This is a genomic window from Tissierella pigra (assembly GCF_018917845.1).
Lineage (GTDB): Bacteria > Bacillota > Clostridia > Tissierellales > Tissierellaceae > Tissierella > Tissierella pigra.
The window spans coordinates 2586323-2606799 of sequence record NZ_JAHLPJ010000001.1 but is presented as its reverse complement, the minus strand read 5'-3'; the positions used below and the strand labels follow the sequence as shown (position 1 = coordinate 2606799).

Here is a 20477-nt window from a genome sequence, read left to right as displayed (position 1 = left end):
TTGAAAAAAAGAAGATTTATTTTATTAGCCTTATCTTTGATTATTGTAATTATGACTGTTGGATGTGGAGAGAAGAAAGAAACTATCAATGTCTATAACTGGGGAGACTATATAGATAAGTCAGTTTTAAAGGATTTTGAAGAAGAATACGGTATTAAAGTAAATTATAGTATGTATGAGACTAATGAAGATTTATATATAAAATTAAAACAAGGCGGGTCCAGTTATGATGTAATATTCCCGTCTGATTATATGATTGAAAGAATGATAAGAGAAGACTTATTAGTTAAATTAAATAAAGATAACATACCTAATATAAAAAACATAGATGAAAAGTTCTTTAATTTAGATTTTGATAAAGACAATGATTATTCTGTGCCATATATGTGGGGTACAGTAGGTATAATTTATAATAAGACTAAAGTAGATGATGTAGTAGATAGTTGGAATATACTATGGAATGAAAAGTATAAAGATGAAATAATAATGTTGAATAGTCAAAGGGATACTCTTGCAGTAGCACTAAAAAAATTAAATTATTCCATGAATACAAGAAATATAAAAGAATTAGAAGAGGCTAAAGAACAACTTCTGATACAAAAACCACTTGTATATGCCTATTTAGGGGATGAAGTAAAGGGAGCAATGGTTAGTGGAGAGGCGGCTTTTGCAGTAGTATGGTCTGGAGATGCTGTAGCTATGATAAGAGATAATCCTGATTTAGAATATGCAATACCAAAGGAAGGGACAAATCTTTGGTTTGATAGCATGGTAATACCAAAGTCTGCTAAAAATAAAGAAGGTGCAGAAAAATTCATAAATTTTATGGCTAGACCAGATATAGCAGCAAGAAATACTGATTATATAGGGTACTCAACGCCAATACCTGAAGCAGTAGAAATGTTACCTGAAGATATAAGAAATTCAAAGGTGGCATATCCAGCTGATGAAGAAATAGAAAATACGGAAATATTTCATGACCCATCAGATATTATAACTGAATATGATAGAATTTGGACTGAAATAACTTCACAAGATTAACAAATAATAAGACACTGACTTTAGAAAAAAATATTTTAGAGTCAGTGTTTTGTATTGTAAAAGGTTGAAACCTTTGATAGTATAAAAATTAAGATAGGTTTATCTTAAATATATAAGGTATTTAATTAAATCGGTATGGCTTATAAAAAGGAGGCTAATAAAATGAATAAAGAATTTTTCACAAGAAATAGAAAGAATTTAGGAGAAAAGTTAGAAAATAATAGTATATTATTATTATTTGCAGATAGAGCACCATATAAATCTGCTGATGAATTATATCAATTTACACCAAATAGAAATTTTTATTACTTAACTGGTATAGATAGTGATAAAGTTATTTTATTTATAAGTAATATTGATGGAAATATATCAGAAACACTATTTATAGAAAGACAAGACCCTATTATGGCAAAATGGGTAGGGGCAGTTATTTCTGAGGAGGAAGCAAAAGATATATCAGGTATAGATAATATTAAATATTTAGATGAGTTAGAAGGAACTATGAGTTCTGTATTAAGTAGAAATAAGATAGAAAAGACATATTTAGACTTGGAAAGACAAGAAATTAGTACATCAATAACAGAAGCACAATCCTTTGCAAAGATTATGGCTGAAAAATATCCATATATAAGTATAAAAAATATCTATTATGATATTGCTGAATTGAGAACTATAAAATCAGAAGAAGAAATTCAGTTAATTAGAAAAGCAATAGAAATAACTAATGAAGGCATTATGAATATGTTAGATAATATGAAGCCAAATATGATGGAATATGAAATTGAAGCACACTTTGATTTTACCTTGAGAAAAAATGGAGTAAAAGATAAAGCTTTTACAACAATTGCTGCCAGCGGAAAAAATGCTACAATATTACACTATGTAGATAATAATTCTAAATCAGAAGATGGAGACTTAGTTCTTTTTGATTTAGGAGCTCAATATAAATATTATAATGGAGATATAAGCCGTACTTTCCCTATAAATGGTAAATTTACAGAGAGACAAAGAGATATTTATAATATTGTATTAAAGGCTCAAAAAGCAGTTGAAGAAGCAGCTAAACCAGGACTTCCATATAAGGAGTTAAATGAAATTGCTAAAAAAGTATTAGCTGAGGGATGCAAGGAATTAGGATTAATAAAGAAAGATGAAGAACTATCAAAATACTATTACCATGGTGTTTCACATTATCTAGGGCTAGATACACATGATGTAGGAGAATATAACCTTGAACTTAAACCAGGTATGGTTATAACCAATGAACCAGGACTTTATATTGAAGAAGAGGGAATCGGAATAAGAATAGAAGATGATTTATTAATAACGGAAGATGGATGTGAAAACTTATCTAAATATATTATAAAAAGTGTAGAGGAAATAGAGACCTATATGAATAAATAATACTGTAACAGGTAAAAGGTAAAAAATAGATGGATTTTAAAACAAGTTAAGAAAATTTTCTTAACTTGTTTTTCTATAACTAGTACTTTTATTATACTTATGTTAGAATGATTTGTATAAAAAGACATTATACTTATTATTAAATTGAGTTAAAAGTAATATACTTTATTTGCTTATGATAAATAAATTAATTTAAGAGGAGAAAAATAATGAAAGTTGCTATAATGGGGGCTTCAGATTCAGTTGAAAAGATATATGGGGTTCTTTCTAAAGAACATAGAAATATAGAGTTTGTTAAATACGCAGAAGATGAGATAAAAAAACTTATTGATATGGCAAGAAACATAGATCTTACAATAGATGGTATTTTTCTAACTGGAATAGGTGTCTATTCTGAACTATCTTCAAAGATAAAATTTGAACAACCAGTTGTGTATACAGAAAGAGGTATAATAGGTATCATTAAAGCATTATGTGAATTCCGTAGTGATTTTGGAGATACGAAAGATCTAAAGATAGCTTTGGATATAATTAAGGAAAAGGATTTAATCGATGTATTTAATGAGTTTAATATAGAGGTTAAAGACTATGATATTCAAAGATATTTACCTAATAAAAGCGAAGAAGATTATATAAAATACTATTTAGGAAAATATGAAAATAAGGAGATAGACTGTATTTTTACATCTTTCGGATATATATATAACTATTTTAAAACTCAAGATATTCCTGTTTATAGAATACAAGCAACAAATATTGATATTAAAAATAGATTTATTCAATTAGAAAATAGCATTAAATTTAAAAATATTCATGAGCGTGTGATTCAAATACAAATCATTCAAGTAGTTGGAGAAGAAAATAAACTTTTGCAGGAAGAAATACTTATCTATTCTAAGGAGATAGAAGGTATGATGCAGGTCATAGAACCAAACGAATATCTTATTATATCTAATAAAGGAGCATTGTTAAGTTCAGAGAATATAAACTCTTTATCTAGGATAATAAATAATTGTAAACTTAATAATATTATCATTGGTGTAGGAATTGGAGAAGGGTTAACTCTCTATCAGTCTGAAACAAATGCCAGAAATGCCTTAAGAAAGAGTATTTCTGAAAAACAAGGTAATGTATATTTTTATGATGGACAAAATGTAATAGGACCAATTATGAGTAAAGGTCAAATTAAATATAAGAATCTATCAGATGAAAAAACTATACAATTATCTAAAGAAATTGGCATTAGTTCTCAGTATATTGAAAAGATAAATGGTGTAATTAATAAACTAGGAAGAGATGAATTCACTAGTCAAGAGCTAGCAGAAATTCTTTCCATAAGTGAACGGAGTGCAAATAGAATTTTGAAAAAAATAATAGATACTGGATATGGTGAGGAGTCAAACTTAGAAAATTCTTTAGGCCCTGGAAGACCACGCCGTAAAATAAAGATGAAATTATCTAAATAATAATTAGAGAAAATATTGACAACTATTTAAGCTTATAATATAATCGAGGTAATTAAGGACGTATTTAGGACACGAACTTAAAAGACAAAAGGAGGAGTAAATATGAATCATATGGTTTATGCAAATCATCCTATTATATGGCTTGTATCCATAATAGGAATATCAGTTGTACTAATTCAGTCTATATTGATAATCAAAAAGTCAATTAAGGCGGGGGTAGACATGGGAATGGATTACTCTAGAATGAAAAAAGGTATCAAAACCAGTGCAATTAGTAGTATTGGGCCAGCACTTGGAGTAGTAGGAAGTTTATTGGCATTATTAGTTACTATGGGTTCTCCCATGTCTGCTTTTAGATTAAGTGTAATAGGTGGTTCTAACTTTGAGGCCATGGCGGCAAACTTTGGAGCGCAGGCACTAGGGTCAGAACTTTCAACAAATATGACTCCAGTAGTATTTACGAATGCTTTATGGACAATGGCTTTGGGTTCAATTGGATGGATTATATTTGTATATCTATTTGCCCATAGAATGGATAAGGTAAATAATTTGTTGACAAGTGGAAGAAAAGCATTATTACCAGCAGTTAGTATAGGTGCTATGCTTGGTTCTTTTGCATATTTTAATGTTGGAAATTATATAAAATTTAGAACAAATCCAGATGTAACAATTTCAGCTGTGGCAGGTTTAATCATTATGATGATTTGCTTGAAATTGGGAGAAAAGAAATTTACTTGGTTAAAAGAATGGGCTCTAACAATTGCCATGTTTGGAGGAGCAATTATTGGAACTATAACTATTTAATTATTGGAGGAATATAAATGAATGTCTATGATGAATATATTAAGGATGTTACAAAAATAGGTAGATTTACAATGATCCTTGGATTGATAGTATCTATACTTCCACCAGCGGTTATGACTTGGGGATTTGGATTTAATCCAGGAATTGGTGCAATTATTGCGGGAGCAATTTCTCAGATTTCAGTTTCAGGAGCTTTTTATTTTAGTGAACCTATTAGCTATTTTCCTATAGTAGGAAGAGCTGGGCTTTATATGGGATTCTTATCAGGAAACTTAGTAAATATGAGAATACCAGCAGCAGTATCAGCTTTAGAAGGTTCAGGATATAAATCTGGTACTGATGAAGGAGCTATTATGGGAACAATAGGAATAGGCGTTTCTATATGGGTTGGAATTATATTTTTATTATTAGCTGTATTTGCTGGACAAAGTGTATTGTCTGCATTACCGCAATCATTTACAACAATGCTATCTCTTATTATTCCAGCATTATTTGGTGGAGTATTTGCTCAATTTGCAATAAAATCACCAAAGGCAGGTATCTTTGCTATTGCTGTTGCTTATATAATGACAAAAGCTGTAGCTTTTATTCCAGGTCAACCTTCATTTATCGTTACTTTAGTATCAGTATTTGCAACTATTGCATTTGCTAAGAAACAATTAAGTAAGCAAATAGATGGAAAATAGATAGTTACTCACTAGAAAAAGGGAGGTAATAGACTTGAATAAAGAAAGATTAATAAATAGTTTTATAGAAATGTTAAAGATTCATTCGCCTTCAAAAAAAGAAGGAGAATTTGCAAAATATATGGTTAATTTACTAGAAGGTTTAGGTGCAGACATATACCTAGATGAAGGATATTTACAATATGGTGGTGACTCTCCCTCAATTATAGCCAAAATTCCTGGAGATATAGAAGGAGAAGGAGTAACACTTGCTGCCCATATGGACGTAATAGAGCCTAATTTAAATGTAGAACCAATAATAGAAGGTAATATTATTAAAACCAATGGAACTACTACATTAGGTGGGGATGATAAGGGTGGAATAGCAAGTATTCTAGAGGTTATAAGAACTATTAAAGAAGAAAAGATATCACATAAGGATATTTATGTAGTATTAACCCCTTGTGAAGAGATTGGTATGCTTGGTGCAAAATATTTTGATTGGGGCAATGTACCAAAGGATATGATGCCTGCAAAGAATATGATTGTAGTGGATAATTCAGGGGCTGCTGGTATTATTGCACATTCCGCTCCAAGTAAGTATGATTTTGAGATTAGATTTAAAGGTAGAAACGCCCATGCTGGAATAGAACCTGAAAAGGGAATAAATGCTATTGCCATGGCAGCACACACTTTAACACATATGAATACAGGTAGAATAGATGATTTAACAACATCAAATATTTCCACAATAGATTCTAAATTTCCTTCAAATGTAGTTCCAGATATATGTACAATGACTGGAGAAGTAAGAAGTCATTCTGAAGAAAAAATATTAGAGATCCTTGAATCATATAAAAATAGATGTGATGAAACAGTTGAAAGATTTGGTGGTAGCTATGAAATTAATTACAAATGTGATTACCCAGTGTTAAAACCAAAGGATGACTTAAAATTTGCAAAAGAATTTGTCAGGGTTTATGAAGAAATGGGAGTGAATTCTGAACTTAAAATAATTGGAGGAGGTTCAGATAGTAATATATTTGCTGAACAGGGATTTAATTCAATTATTATTGGAGTTGGAATGAATAAAGTTCATACAGTTGATGAGTATTTAGAGATTGCTGAATTATTTAAAACGACAGAAGCCATTATAAGATATATAAAGAAGGATGAATAATAAATGGGCATTGAAAAGGAAATAATTAAATCTAGAGTAATCTCAGCAATTGATGATAATAAAGATTTAATACTTGAAATAGGCAGAAGAATTTATAATAATCCAGAACTTGGATTTAAAGAATTTGAAACTACTAAGCTTGTAAAAGACTTTTTTAAAAAAGAACTCAATATTGGTGTAGTTGAAAATATTGCATATACAGGTTGCAAGGCTGAAATAAATAAAGACAAAACAGGACCTAAAGTTGCAGTTTTGGGAGAGTTAGACGGTATAGTTTGTGGCAATCATAAAGATGCACTAGATTCAGGAGCAACTCATACCTGTGGGCATAATATACAAATTGCAGGAATGTTAGCTGTAGCAATTGGCCTTATAAAATCAGGTGTATATGAGGAATTAGATGGAAAGATTGATTTTATTGCAACGCCAGCTGAAGAATTCATAGAATTAGATTATAGAAGTAAACTTAAGGAAAAAGGAATCATTAAATATTTCGGAGGAAAGCAAGAGTTAATAAGAAATGGAACCTTTGATGATGTAGATATTTCCCTTATGTTCCATGCTTTAGACACAGGGGATAAAAAGGTATTAGTAGGACCTGTATCTAATGGGTTTATTGGAAAGGATATTAGATTTATAGGTAGAGAAGCCCACGCTGGAAATGCTCCCCATAAAGGAGTAAATGCACTTAATGCAGCACTACTGGCTATGAACAATATCAATGCCCAGAAAGAAACCTTTGAAGATAACGATAAGGTAAGAATTCATCCAATTATAACTAAAGGTGGGGATATTGTAAATGTAATACCTGCTGATGTTAAGATGGAATCATATACAAGGGCAAGGACTATACAAGCCATGGTAGATGCTAATAAAAAGGTTAATAGATCATTGATTGCCGGAGCTATGGCTGTAGGTGCAGATATTGAGATTAAAGAGATACCAGGGTATTTGCCAATTTTAAAACATGAAAAGATAGAAGAGATACTTCTAAAGAATCTATTATATCTTGGAATAAAAGAAGATGAAATAATAAAAGGTGGAGATTTTACAGGATCCTTTGATTTAGGAGATGTATCCCATATTATGCCCACGCTACATCCTATGTTTGGTGGAATAAAAGGAGAACTTCACTCTAAGGATTACTGTATAATTAATGAGGAGTATATCTATTTAGAGCCTGCTAAGTCATTGGCTTTAACAATAGTAGATTTATTATTTGATGGTGCAAAAGAGGCTAAAAATATCCTTAAAGATTTTGTTCCAGCTATGACAAAAGAAGAATATTTAAATTTTATGGATTCAAATGATGGAATCATAAAAGAAAGATTTCTAGATAAATAGATTTGTATATAAATTAAAAAGCTTTATATAAGATTAAATCTATGAAAATGAGAGAAAAATACTTTTATAGGGAGGCTGTCCAATTATTATCTATTGGACAGCCTTTATTCATGCCTGAAAAATCAAATTCAAATTTTTACTCCAGAATCTCTCTAGAGTTTTTTATAGAATTGTATAATAAATGAACAAAGGTAAAAACTAAAGGGTATATTAGACTTATTAAGTATAAAACGAAAAGGAGTTATTATGATTAAAAAAAACAAACTAATAAATGATAGTTGGAAATTAGATAATAGTTATGCTAGGCTCCCAGAGATATTTTTCTCAAAAATTACTCCAAATTCCGTATCATCACCTAAATTAGTTATCCTTAACCATGATTTAGCAAGGAAGTTAGGATTGGATATTGCAGAGCTACAAGGCATTGATGGAGTAAATATACTATCGGGTAATAAAATACCAAATGGAAGTCTGCCCATTGCACAAGCTTATGCAGGACATCAATTTGGATATTTTACCATGTTGGGAGATGGGAGAGCTTTACTTCTTGGTGAACAAATTACACCATTAGGACAACGATATGATATTCAATTAAAGGGGGCAGGTAGAACTCCATATTCTCGTGGTGGAGATGGTAAGGCAGCAATACAGCCTATGCTTAGGGAATATATTATAAGTGAAGGAATGAATGGGCTTGGAATTCCCACAACGCGAAGCTTAGCAGTGACATTAACAGGTGAACAAATAATTCGTGAAACTCAGCTTAAAGGAGGGGTTCTTACTCGTATTGCAAGTAGTCATATAAGAGTAGGTACATTTGAATATGCTGCTAAATGGGGAACAAATAATGAATTAAAGTCATTGGCTGATTATACAATAGAACGTCATTTTTCATATATTAAAGATGAGAAAAATCCTTATATTTTACTACTCCAAGAGGTAATAAAGCGTCAAGCATATCTTATTGCAAAATGGCAATTAGTAGGTTTTATTCATGGTGTTATGAATACTGACAATATGACAATAAGTGGAGAAACTATTGATTATGGTCCTTGTGCATTTATGGATACCTATAGCCCATCTACTGTATTTAGTTCAATAGATGTCCATGGAAGATATGCTTATGAAAATCAACCTAAAATTGCAGCTTGGAATTTAGCAAGATTTGCAGAAACACTACTACCTTTACTTCATAAAGATCAAAATAAAGCTGTTGATTTAGCTCAAGAATTAATATCAGAGTTTAGTAGTTTATACTATGATGAGTGGATTAAAGGAATGAGATGTAAGCTTGGAATGTTTAATGAGGAATTAGAAGATAAAGATATTATTGAAGAACTTTTAAATATGATGGAAAAAAATAAAGCTGATTATACAAATACTTTCAGAGGATTGACCCTAGATTGCTTAGAAGATATGGATTTGTTTAAAACTGAAGAATTTTCTAAATGGAAGGCTAAATGGCAAGATAGATTAAAGAGGCAAGGTGAATCAAAAGAGCAGGCATATTCTCTAATGAAAAACTCTAATCCTTCTATAATTCCAAGGAACCATCGTGTTGAAGAAGCCCTTGGGGCAGCAGAGAAGGGAGATTATGAGGTAATGAAAAAGCTTTTAAAGGTTCTTTTACAACCCTATGAATATTCTTATGAACAAGAAGCATATTCAGTTTTATCTAAGAACACAAATAATAATTATAAAACTTTCTGCGGAACTTAATTAATATATAGTAAGTACTTGTTTTTAAAGCATTTTATATAGTAAATAAGTCCGATTTATAAAAAAAGTTCTTAAATATATTGCCGTAAATAGACAATATGTTACAATATGTTACATAGGATGTCTTATTTTACGGAGGTCGATATGATTAAACTATGGAAAAGAAAAACAGAAGAATTACAGATTAAAGAAGAATCAACAGTATATAACGAACAAAAAGAAAAGGAAATGAATAAACGAGCTTTAATTAAAAAGAACGAAGAAAATTTATTGTACAATTTAAACGTTAGAATAAAGGATTCTAATAATCAAGCTGAAAGCTTAATAAATATAATTGAAGTTATATCCAATAGAGTAGAGGAACAAGTAAAGGCTATTTCTGAAGTAGTAAATGAAATAGGAAATTATTCAGCTATGGCACAGGAGCTTAGTGCAAGTTCAAATACATCTTATGAGACAGCTAGAGAAACTTTAGGAATAATAGAGGAGGGGAGTAAAGCAGTATATAATACCATTGACTCTATGAATGAAATTGAGAAATCCATTTCATCAGTAATGATAGAGATTCATGAACTTAAAACGGCTACAGCTCAAATAGATAATATACTTGATGTAATAAAGGGTATAGCAGATCAAACGGACCTATTGTCTTTAAATGCTGCCATAGAGGCAGCAAGAGCAGGAGAAGCTGGAAGAGGATTTGCTGTAGTAGCAAATGAAGTTAAACTATTGGCTGAAAGAAGTACAGCATCGGCAAATGATATTTCCAATATAATTAATAATATTAATAAAAGCGTTAATACCACAATTGAAGCTATTGAAAAAAGCAATGAGAAAATTAAAGAAGGTTCAAGTATTGCAGAAGAATCCAATATATCTTTTAGTAGGATAGAAAAAGCTATTCAAACTATGATAGAGACTATGAATGAAATAAACAATGCAATATCCATTCAAACTAATAGTCTTGAATCCATAGTAGCCTCAACAGATGAAATGTCAAATGTCTCAGATAAAGCAATGTCAATGGTAGAAAGTGCATTATTGAATACGCAGTTTACAAAGGCAGCTTTAGTTGCACTTGAACAAGTTGTTAATTTGTTAAATGGAGTTACAAAAGAATTAGTAGATGAAACAATTAATTCAGAGGGAGAAATGGTTACAATAAGGAGCAATTTTTCTGAGCCTATTTTTACACTAGATCCAGCCATGGTAAATAGTATGGAAAATATGAGATTTCTTATGAATATACATACAGGATTATTAACTACTAGTGATACTGGAGATGTATTACCATCATTGGCTAAGAGTTGGTATGTAGAAGATGATAATCTTACTTGGATATTTAACCTTAGAAATAATGCAAAATTTCACAATGGAAAAATAATTCGTGCCGAAGATATAAAATATTGTTTGGAAAGAGTACTTTCACCAAACTTAAAATCTCCAAATACTTGGTTCATAGATTATATAGATGGTGCAAAGGAATATATGGAGAATATCTCAAATGAAGTAAGTGGCATTAGAATAATAGGAGAAAATCAATTAGCGATTAAGTTGGCTACACCTTTTAGTGGTTTTTTAATGTTTTTATCTCAGATATGTTGTGCAGTAATGGATCCTATGGAATTGGAAAAGGGGAATCTCGTTGGATGTGGACCTTATAGATTAGAGAGTGCTAATAATGATTTATATAGATTAGTAGCCTTCGAAGAATATATAGGAGGGAAACCATATTGTGATATTGTAGAAATAGTAAGTGGAGACAAAAATGCTCTTGGAAACTTTATAAATAATAAATATGATTTTTATGTAGTACAAGGTAAACGGGAACTAGATGAGATAAAGGAAACTAAATACTATAAAAATCTTAAAACTGAGGAACTACTAGCTACGTTTTATTTAGGATTCAAAATAAAAAATACAGATTCTCAGTATACAAGTAAGAAAGTGAGAGAAGCCATTCACTATGCAATAAATAAGAAAAGAGTAGTAGATGAAATGACAGGGGGCTTTGCATCAGAAGCCAAGTGTATGATTCCATCTAAACTAGTGCCATCTGACCATATAAGTGGATACAATTATAATCCAGAAAAGGCAAGGCAAATTCTAAAAAGTCAAAATGTAGATTTAAGTAAACCGCTTAATATACTCTGTGGACAAAATATTCATGGTGCTTTAAGATTTATAGAAGAAGATTTAAAAGCAATTGGAATTACATGTAAGTATCATCAAGTATCAGATAAGGAACATGCCAATTCAGCTAACATATATAAAGGATATGATGTATATCTATATGGTTGGTATGCAGATGCAATTGAACCATCATCTTTTATAGAGCCTTTATTTGCAACTAACAGTGTCTCTAATCTTAGTGGGTATGAAAGTGAAGAACTTATGAGATTATTAAAAATAGCAAAGCAAACATCTAATCCTATAAGAAGGATGGAAATCTATAAAGAGATACAGAGAATAATATCAGAAGATGTACCATGTATACCTCTTTATCATCCATATAATGGAATTTGTACACAAGAGAGAATAACAAATGTTAATCTTTCTCCTTTAGCAATGATAAAATATGATAATATAATAAAAGAATAATATTTTATAAAAAGCATTTGCAAATCATAAAAAAACATGGTATACTAAATATCCAGTCAAAAATGGCTGGAAAGTTGATGGGAAATTAAGTTTTGAAATAAAATAAAAAACTTATAAAAAACCGTTGACAGTAATAAACAAAAATGTTATTATAAGAAAGTTCCCTCGAGAGAGGAAACATTATGACCTAACACAATGAGCGTAGCGAGTTGATGTAGGTCAAACGCAATGAACACCAAATTTATACGAGCGTAGCGAGTAAATAAATTTGAGTTGTGAAACTGCGATGAACCTAGAAAACTAAACAGTGTGAGAAACTTTGAATTATAAAAAGTAACACATGAAAAACAGTCAGCAAATTTGAGCTAATCAGACTTTTAAATGAGAGTTTGATCCTGGCTCAGGACGAACGCTGGCGGCGTGCCTAACACATGCAAGTCGAGCGAAGTTTTCAAAGCAGATTTCTTCGGAATGAAACTTTGATTATCTTAGCGGCGGACGGGTGAGTAACGCGTGAGAAACCTGCCTTTCACAAAGGGATAGCCTCGGGAAACTGGGATTAATACCTTATGATACTTAAGAGTCGCATGACTTTTAAGTCAAAGCGTAAAGCGGTGAAAGATGGTCTCGCGTCCCATTAGTTAGTTGGTGAGGTAATGGCTCACCAAGACCGCGATGGGTAGCCGGCCTGAGAGGGTGAACGGCCACACTGGAACTGAGACACGGTCCAGACTCCTACGGGAGGCAGCAGTGGGGAATATTGCACAATGGAGGAAACTCTGATGCAGCGACGCCGCGTGAACGATGAAGGCTTTCGGGTCGTAAAGTTCTGTCCTTGGGGACGATAATGACGGTACCCAAGGAGGAAGCCCCGGCTAACTACGTGCCAGCAGCCGCGGTAATACGTAGGGGGCAAGCGTTGTCCGGATTTATTGGGCGTAAAGGGTGCGTAGGCGGCCATTTAAGTCAGATGTGAAAGATCACGGCTCAACCGTGGTAAGCATTTGAAACTGAAAGGCTTGAGTTAAGGAGAGGAAAGTGGAATTCCTAGTGTAGCGGTGAAATGCGTAGATATTAGGAGGAATACCAGTGGCGAAGGCGACTTTCTGGACTTATACTGACGCTGAGGCACGAAAGCGTGGGGAGCGAACAGGATTAGATACCCTGGTAGTCCACGCCGTAAACGATGAGTGCTAGGTGTTGGGGGTCAAACCTCGGTGCCGCAGCTAACGCATTAAGCACTCCGCCTGGGGAGTACGTACGCAAGTATGAAACTCAAAGGAATTGACGGGGACCCGCACAAGCAGCGGAGCATGTGGTTTAATTCGAAGCAACGCGAAGAACCTTACCAGGGCTTGACATGCCCCTGACCGTCCTAGAGATAGGACTTTACCTTCGGGTACAGGGGACACAGGTGGTGCATGGTTGTCGTCAGCTCGTGTCGTGAGATGTTGGGTTAAGTCCCGCAACGAGCGCAACCCTTGCCTTTAGTTGCTACCATTAAGTTGAGCACTCTAGAGGGACTGCCGATGACAAATCGGAGGAAGGTGGGGATGACGTCAAATCATCATGCCCTTTATGTCCTGGGCTACACACGTGCTACAATGGTCGGTACAGCGAGCAGCGACTTAGTGATAAGGAGCAAATCTCTTAAAGCCGATCCCAGTTCGGATTGTAGGCTGCAACTCGCCTACATGAAGTCGGAGTTGCTAGTAATCGTGAATCAGAATGTCGCGGTGAATGCGTTCCCGGGTCTTGTACACACCGCCCGTCACACCATGGGAGTTGGCAATACCCGAAGCCAGTGAGCTAACCTTTGGAGGCAGCTGTCGAAGGTAGGGTCAATAACTAGGGTGAAGTCGTAACAAGGTAGCCGTATCGGAAGGTGCGGCTGGATCACCTCCTTTCTAAGGATTATGACCTAACACAATGAGCGGAGCGAGTTGATGTAGGTCAAACGCAATGAGCACCAAATTTACACGACCGAATGGGAGTGAATAAATTTGAGTTGCGAAACTGCGATGACTACTAAATTGGCAAAGCAAGTTGATGGAAGGATACAAAGTAATCACACTGATTTTGTTTAGGTTTACACTGAACATTGAAAACTAAAGAATGCAATATAAATAAGTAATTAAGGTCAAGTTATTAAGGGCGTAGGGCGAATGCCTTGGCACCAAGAGCCGATGAAGGACGGGATAAGCACCGATATGCTTCGGGGAGTCGCAAATAGACATTGATCCGGAGATTTCCGAATGGGGAAACCTACTTGAGCAACCCTCAAGTATCATACACTGAATACATAGGTGTATGAAGGAAGACCAGGGGAACTGAAACATCTAAGTACCCTGAGGAGAAGAAAGAAAAATCGATTTCCTAAGTAGCGGCGAGCGAACGGGAAACAGCCCAAACCAGATTTATCTGGGGTTAAGGACCAGCATAACGGAATAATGAATCTAATAGAAGAGGATTGGAAAATCCCACCAAAGACGGTGATAGTCCGGTATATGAAAGATGAGTTTACCAGCTGGTATCCAGAGTACCACGGGACACGAGAAATCCAGTGGGAAGTAGGGAGGACCACCTCCCAAGGCTAAATACTCCTTGGTGACCGATAGAGAATAGTACCGTGAGGGAAAGGTGAAAAGAACCCCGGAAGGGGAGTGAAATAGAATCTGAAACCCTACGCCTACAAGCAGTGGAAGCACATTATTAGTGTAACCACGTACTTTTTGTAGAACGGGCCAGCGAGTTATGGTAGTGAGCAAGGTTAATGACTTAAGGTCAGGAGCCGTAGGGAAACCAAGTCTTAATAGGGCGAAATAGTTCCCTGCCATAGACCCGAAACCGGGTGACCTATCCATGGGCAGAGTGAAGTTGAAGTAAAATTCAATGGAGGCTCGAACCCGTTAGCGTTTAAAAGCTATGGGATGACCTGTGGATAGGGGTGAAAAGCCAATCGAACTCGGAGATAGCTGGTTCTCCTCGAAATAGCTTTAGGGCTAGCCTCAAGGAAGAGTGAAATGGAGGTAGAGCACTGAATGGTCTAGGGGCGCATAGCGTTACCAAAACCTATCAAACTCCGAATGCCATAATCATACCCTTGGGAGTCAGACTATGTGGGATAAGCTTCATAGTCGAAAGGGAAAGAGCCCAGATCACCAGCTAAGGTCCCTAAATCCAGATTAAGTGGTAAAGGATGTGAGGTTTCACAGACAACCAGGATGTTGGCTTAGAAGCAGCCATACATTTAAAGAGTGCGTAATAGCTCACTGGTCGAGAGACCTTGCGCCGAAGATTTCCGGGGCTTAAATCTGGTACCGAAGCTGTGGGATTCGAAAGAATCGGTAGAGGAGCATTGTGTGTGGGTAGAAGGTATACCGAAAGGAGTGCTGGACTGCACACAAGAGAGAATGCTGGCATAAGTAGCGAGAGGTGAGTGAGAATCTCACCCGTCGAAAGCCTAAGGTTTCCTGAGGAAGGTTCGTCCACTCAGGGTAAGTCGGGACCTAAGCTGAGGCTGAAAAGCGTAGGCGATGGACAACAGGTTGAAATTCCTGTACTAGTTACAAGCGTTTGAGAGATGGAGTGACGCAGGAGGATAAGCTAAGCGTGCCGTTGGTTGAGCACGTCCAAGCTTTTAGGGAGTTGAGATAGGCAAATCCGTTTCAACAATCCTGAGAAGTGATGGGGATCGAAAAACAAGTAGAGAAGTAGCTGACTCCACACTGCCAAGAAAAGCTTCTATCGAGTAAGTAACTACCCGTACCGCAAACCGACACAGGTAGGCGAGGAGAGAATCCTAAGACGAGCGGAAGAACCATTGTTAAGGAACTCGGCAAAATAGCCCCGTAACTTAGGGAGAAGGGGTGCCAGGGAAACCTGGCCGCAGTGAATAGGCCCAAGCGACTGTTTACCAAAAACACAAGTATCTGCTAAGTCGAAAGACGAAGTATAGGTGCTGACACCTGCCCGGTGCTGGAAGGTTAAGGGGAAGAGTTAGGGAAACCGAAGCTTAGAACTTAAGCCCCAGTAAACGGCGGCCGTAACTATAACGGTCCTAAGGTAGCGAAATTCCTTGTCGGGTAAGTTCCGACCCGCACGAAAGGTGTAACGATTTGGGCACTGTCTCAACAATGGATCCGGTGAAATTGTAGTATACGTGAAGATGCGTATTACCCGCGACAGGACGGAAAGACCCCGTGGAGCTTTACTGCAGGCTGACATTGGATTTTGGCATTGCATGTACAGGATAGGTGGGAGGCTTTGAAGCCAGGGCGCCAGCTTTGGTGGAGTCAACCTTGGGATACCACTCTTGTAATGCTGAAATTCTAACCTGGTACCATGATCTGGTATAGGGACACTGTCAGTTGGGCAGTTTGACTGGGGCGGTCGCCTCCTAAAGAGTAACGGAGGCGCTCAAAGGTTCCCTCAGCACGGTCGGAAATCGTGCGAAGAGTGTAAAGGCAAAAGGGAGCTTAACTGTGACACCAACAAGTGGAGCAGAAACGAAAGTTGGACTTAGTGATCCGGTGGTTCCGAGTGGAAGGGCCATCGCTCAACGGATAAAAGCTACCCCGGGGATAACAGGCTTATCTCCCCCAAGAGTCCACATCGACGGGGAGGTTTGGCACCTCGATGTCGGCTCGTCTCATCCTGGGGCTGGAGTAGGTCCCAAGGGTTGGGCTGTTCGCCCATTAAAGAGGCACGCGAGCTGGGTTCAGAACGTCGTGAGACAGTTCGGTCCCTATCCGTCGTGGGCGTAGGAAATTTGAGAGGAGCTGTCCTTAGTACGAGAGGACCGGGATGGACAGACCGCTGGTGTATCAGTTGTCATGCCAATGGCACGGCTGAGTAGCTAAGTCTGGAAGGGATAAGTGCTGAAGGCATCTAAGCACGAAGCCCCCCTCAAGATAAGATTTCCCACTTTTAAAGATAAGACTCCAAGAAGACCACTTGGTAGATAGGTCTCAGGTGTAAGAGTAGTAATACTTTAAGCTAAGAGATACTAATAAGTCGAGGACTTGACCTTTATGACCTAACACAATGAAACTTTGTTGAGTTGATGTAGGTCAAACGCAATGAGTACCAAATCTAATAGATTTGAGTTACGAAACTGTGTATATTGTATTTAATAGTTTTCGTCTGGTGACGATAGCAAGATGGACACACCTGTACCCATACCGAACACAGAAGTTAAGCATCTTAACGCCGATGGTACTTGGTTGGAAACGACCTGGGAGAGTAGGAAGTTGCCAGGCTACATATATATATAGAAGGCTCTATTACGTTGGTCGTAGTAGGGCTTTCTTTTTTTTATGCTTATATTCTTACAAACTGGGTAATAAATATTAAGGTAACTTATAAAAAAGGGGTGTAAGTAATAATGAAAAGTGTAAAATATTTGATTATTGGCAATGGAATAGCAGGACTTGCAGCTGCGAAGGAAATAAGAAATAATGATTTAGATAGTACTATTACAATGGTTAGTAGTGAAGGAATGAATACTTATTATAGAGTAAAACTTACAGAATATATTGCTAAAGATTTCATTGATGAAGAATTACTAGTTAGTAAAGATTCCTGGTATAAGGAAAAAAATATAGAAGTTATTCTTAGTAAGATTATAGAAAATATAGATATAGAAAACAATAAAATAAGATTAGATGATGGTCAAGAAATAAGCTATGAAAAGCTACTTATAGCAACAGGCAGCAGACCATTCATACCACCTATAAATGGAAAATATAAAGAAGGTGTATTTGCTTTAAGAACAATAAAAGATTTATATGAAATGAAGGAATATTTAAAACCTTTAAGAGATGTATCAGTAATAGGTGGTGGACTTCTAGGTCTTGAGGCAGCATGGTCATTAAAACAATTAGGAAAGGAAGTAAATATAATTGAATTTGCTCCCTATTTATTGCCTAGGCAATTAGATAAAGAAATAGCTGATAAATTAGAGAAGAAATTGTTAGATAATGGATTCAAATTATATCTTGATTCTCAAGCAGAAGAAATCCTTGGTGAAGGAAAGGTTGATGGAATAAGGTTAAAAGATGGAAGGGAAATTGAGTCCCATGCTATTGTAGTGTCTTCAGGAATTAGACCAAATCTAGATATAGTTAGAGATACTAATATAGAGTATGATAAAGGTATAAAAGTAGGGAAGGATTTAAAAACTAATATAGACAATATTTACGCTGCAGGAGATGTAGTTGAAATAGATGGTATGGTACTTGGGTTATGGACTGCTGGAAATGAACAAGGTAAAATAGCAGGCGCAAATATGACAGACAAAGATTTAAAATATAATCAACCTAAGATATTTACAACTTTGCAAATAGGAGATATAAAGCTTTTTTCTGCAGGAGTTATAAATGATTTTGATAAAGTATATGTATATAAAGATGAAGAAAAGGATATATATCATAAGATATTTACTAAAGATAAAAAGATTATTGGAGTAATTTTATTTGGAGATTTAAAAGAAATAAATGCTCTCAGAAATGCAGTAATAGCAAATATGGAAATAGATGAATATATTAAAAGAGATAATAGATTTATTTAGTTTCTAATACCATAAAATTGGAGGTATAATTATGGATATTCAATTCTTTGGTGCAGCAAAAATGGTTACAGGTTCTAACTATCTTGTAAAAACTGAACGATATAATATACTAGTTGATTGTGGGATGTTTCAAGGAAATGAGGAAATGGAAAGACTAAATTATGATGACTTTCCATACAATCCAGCTGATATAGACTTTTTAATTTTGACTCATGCTCATATAGATCATAGTGGAAGGATTCCTAAGCTAGTAAAGGAAGGTTTTAGAGGTAGAATAATTGCTACAAATGCAACTTATGATTTGTGTAAGATAATGTTAAGAGATAGTGCAAAGATACAAGAATCAGATATAGAATGGGAAAATAGGAAAAGACAAAGAGCAGGAAAAAAACCTATAGAACCTTTGTATACTATGAAAGATGCAGAAAATAGTCTAAAGTATTTTGAACCCTATTTTATAGACCAAAGAATAAAGATCAATGATAATATTCAAATTAGATTTAAAGATGCTGGGCATATATTAGGATCTGCAATATTAGAATTATGGATAAAGGAAGCTAATGAGGAAGTAAAGGTGGTATTTTCAGGAGACTTAGGAATGCCAAATAGACCTATTATAAATAATCCTGATTATATAGATGAGGCAGACTACTTAGTTATAGAATCTACCTATGGGAATAAAATTCATGCGAGCTATAGTGAAAGTACTCAAAATTTAATAGATATAATTAATAAAACTGTATTAAGAGGAGGTACTGTTATTATTCCTTCTTTTGCAGTGGGAAGAACCCAAGAACTTATATACCAACTAAATAAATATTATGAATACAATTCTGAAGTGGAAGAATATATGAAAATTCCTATTTATGTTGATAGTCCTATGGCAGTGGAAACTACAGAAGCTTTTAAGAGGAATTCAAGCAGTTTTAATGAAGAGGCAAGAGAACTTATATTACGTGGAGATAACCCTTTTGAATTTAAAAATCTAAGATATATAAAAACTCAAGAGGAGTCCATGGCATTAAATAAATTTGAATTTCCCAAAGTTATAATATCTTCAAGTGGAATGGCTACAGCAGGAAGAGTAAGGCATCATTTAAAACATAATCTATGGGATAATAGAAATAGTTTAGTTTTTGTGGGCTATCAAGCTCAAGGAACACTGGGAAGAATACTTTTAGATGGTAAGAAAAAAGTAAAGATACTTGGAGAGGAAATTGATGTAAAAGCTGAGATTTATGATTTGGAAGGATTTTCAGGTCATGCAGATCAAAAGATATTACTTGATTGGCTAAATAATTTTAAGATTAAACCAAAAAAAATATTTATTGTTCATGGTGAAGAAGAAGCATCTGTAGCTCTTTCAAACCTTATTAAACATCTATATAGAATAGAAACTATAATTCCTAATATTGGAGATAGCTTTAATATAGCTAAAAATGATGTTGAATTAACTAAAGGAATAGAATTAACCCCTATTATGTTAAGAGAGGATATTGAAAATGAGTTTAAAACAGCATATAATCAATTTGAGGCACTAATAGACAAATCAGGAAGGTTATTAGACTCTAAAGTATTAGCCACTAATTATGATGAAATTAAAAATCAATTAATAGATTTACAACATACATTAATGGAGTTAAATATTATTATAGGAAAATAAAAATTATATACCGCAGGAG

11 protein-coding genes and 3 rRNA genes are annotated in these 20477 nt (G+C 34.7%); all 14 read left to right on the top strand.

The features are described 5' to 3' along the window. Nucleotides 1–51: 51 nt before the first annotated feature. The 14 genes from KQI41_RS12740 (at nt 52) to KQI41_RS12675 (ending at nt 20458) form a co-directional block, all read left to right on the top strand. Nucleotides 52–1041 (top strand): ABC transporter substrate-binding protein, encoded by a 990-nt coding sequence (locus tag KQI41_RS12740; RefSeq protein ID WP_412034784.1) that lies wholly within the window; start codon nt 52–54, stop codon nt 1039–1041. Between the two features lie 162 nt (nt 1042–1203). Continuing rightward, nucleotides 1204–2445, top strand: coding sequence for an aminopeptidase P family protein (locus KQI41_RS12735; RefSeq protein WP_154442547.1), 1242 nt, complete (start codon nt 1204–1206; stop codon nt 2443–2445). Nucleotides 2446–2654: 209 nt separating this feature from the next. Next, a complete protein-coding gene (locus tag KQI41_RS12730) occupies nt 2655–3911 on the top strand; it encodes a hypothetical protein (RefSeq protein ID WP_154442549.1) in 1257 nt (418 codons plus the stop codon). 102 nt (nt 3912–4013) lie between these two features. Then, complete coding sequence (locus tag KQI41_RS12725; protein ID WP_154442551.1) at nt 4014–4715, top strand: DUF5058 family protein; 702 nt, start codon at nt 4014–4016, stop codon at nt 4713–4715. 17 nt (nt 4716–4732) lie between these two features. Next, entirely contained in the window at nt 4733–5401 is a 669-nt protein-coding gene (locus KQI41_RS12720; RefSeq protein ID WP_154442553.1) for a hypothetical protein, read from the top strand. Between the two features lie 34 nt (nt 5402–5435). Next, nucleotides 5436–6560, top strand: a complete 1125-nt coding sequence (locus KQI41_RS12715) for a M20/M25/M40 family metallo-hydrolase (protein ID WP_154442555.1) — start codon at nt 5436–5438, stop codon at nt 6558–6560. A 3-nt stretch (nt 6561–6563) separates the two neighbouring features. Continuing rightward, nucleotides 6564–7904 (top strand): amidohydrolase, encoded by a 1341-nt coding sequence (locus KQI41_RS12710; RefSeq protein WP_154442557.1) that lies wholly within the window; start codon nt 6564–6566, stop codon nt 7902–7904. Nucleotides 7905–8150: 246 nt separating this feature from the next. Then, nucleotides 8151–9623: a protein adenylyltransferase SelO gene (locus tag KQI41_RS12705; RefSeq protein WP_154442559.1), complete on the top strand. Its 1473-nt coding sequence runs from the start codon at nt 8151–8153 to the stop codon at nt 9621–9623. Nucleotides 9624–9767: 144 nt separating this feature from the next. Continuing rightward, nucleotides 9768–12224 (top strand): ABC transporter substrate-binding protein, encoded by a 2457-nt coding sequence (locus KQI41_RS12700; protein ID WP_216585443.1) that lies wholly within the window; start codon nt 9768–9770, stop codon nt 12222–12224. Nucleotides 12225–12601: 377 nt separating this feature from the next. Continuing rightward, nucleotides 12602–14131 (top strand): 16S ribosomal RNA (locus KQI41_RS12695). 231 nt (nt 14132–14362) lie between these two features. Beyond that, nucleotides 14363–17256: ribosomal RNA gene (locus KQI41_RS12690) — 23S ribosomal RNA — on the top strand. A gap of 112 nt (nt 17257–17368) precedes the next feature. Beyond that, nucleotides 17369–17485 (top strand): 5S ribosomal RNA (gene rrf, locus KQI41_RS12685). Together the 16S, 23S and 5S rRNA genes form the textbook arrangement of a ribosomal RNA operon. 125 nt (nt 17486–17610) lie before the next feature. Further along, nucleotides 17611–18795 (top strand): NAD(P)/FAD-dependent oxidoreductase, encoded by a 1185-nt coding sequence (locus tag KQI41_RS12680; RefSeq protein ID WP_154441579.1) that lies wholly within the window; start codon nt 17611–17613, stop codon nt 18793–18795. Nucleotides 18796–18826: 31 nt separating this feature from the next. Next, nucleotides 18827–20458 carry an MBL fold metallo-hydrolase RNA specificity domain-containing protein gene (locus KQI41_RS12675; protein WP_154441577.1) on the top strand — a complete coding sequence of 544 codons (1632 nt, stop codon included), beginning with the start codon at nt 18827–18829 and terminating at the stop codon, nt 20456–20458. Nucleotides 20459–20477: the final 19 nt, after the last annotated feature.

Coding starts and splice junctions, on each gene's coding strand:
- KQI41_RS12740 (WP_412034784.1), top strand. CDS start 52: ATGACTGTTGGATGTGGAGAGAAGAAAGAAACTATCAATGTCTATAAC.
- KQI41_RS12735 (WP_154442547.1), top strand. CDS start 1,204: ATGAATAAAGAATTTTTCACAAGAAATAGAAAGAATTTAGGAGAAAAG.
- KQI41_RS12730 (WP_154442549.1), top strand. CDS start 2,655: ATGAAAGTTGCTATAATGGGGGCTTCAGATTCAGTTGAAAAGATATAT.
- KQI41_RS12725 (WP_154442551.1), top strand. CDS start 4,014: ATGAATCATATGGTTTATGCAAATCATCCTATTATATGGCTTGTATCC.
- KQI41_RS12720 (WP_154442553.1), top strand. CDS start 4,733: ATGAATGTCTATGATGAATATATTAAGGATGTTACAAAAATAGGTAGA.
- KQI41_RS12710 (WP_154442557.1), top strand. CDS start 6,564: ATGGGCATTGAAAAGGAAATAATTAAATCTAGAGTAATCTCAGCAATT.
- KQI41_RS12705 (WP_154442559.1), top strand. CDS start 8,151: ATGATTAAAAAAAACAAACTAATAAATGATAGTTGGAAATTAGATAAT.
- KQI41_RS12700 (WP_216585443.1), top strand. CDS start 9,768: ATGATTAAACTATGGAAAAGAAAAACAGAAGAATTACAGATTAAAGAA.
- KQI41_RS12680 (WP_154441579.1), top strand. CDS start 17,611: ATGAAAAGTGTAAAATATTTGATTATTGGCAATGGAATAGCAGGACTT.
- KQI41_RS12675 (WP_154441577.1), top strand. CDS start 18,827: ATGGATATTCAATTCTTTGGTGCAGCAAAAATGGTTACAGGTTCTAAC.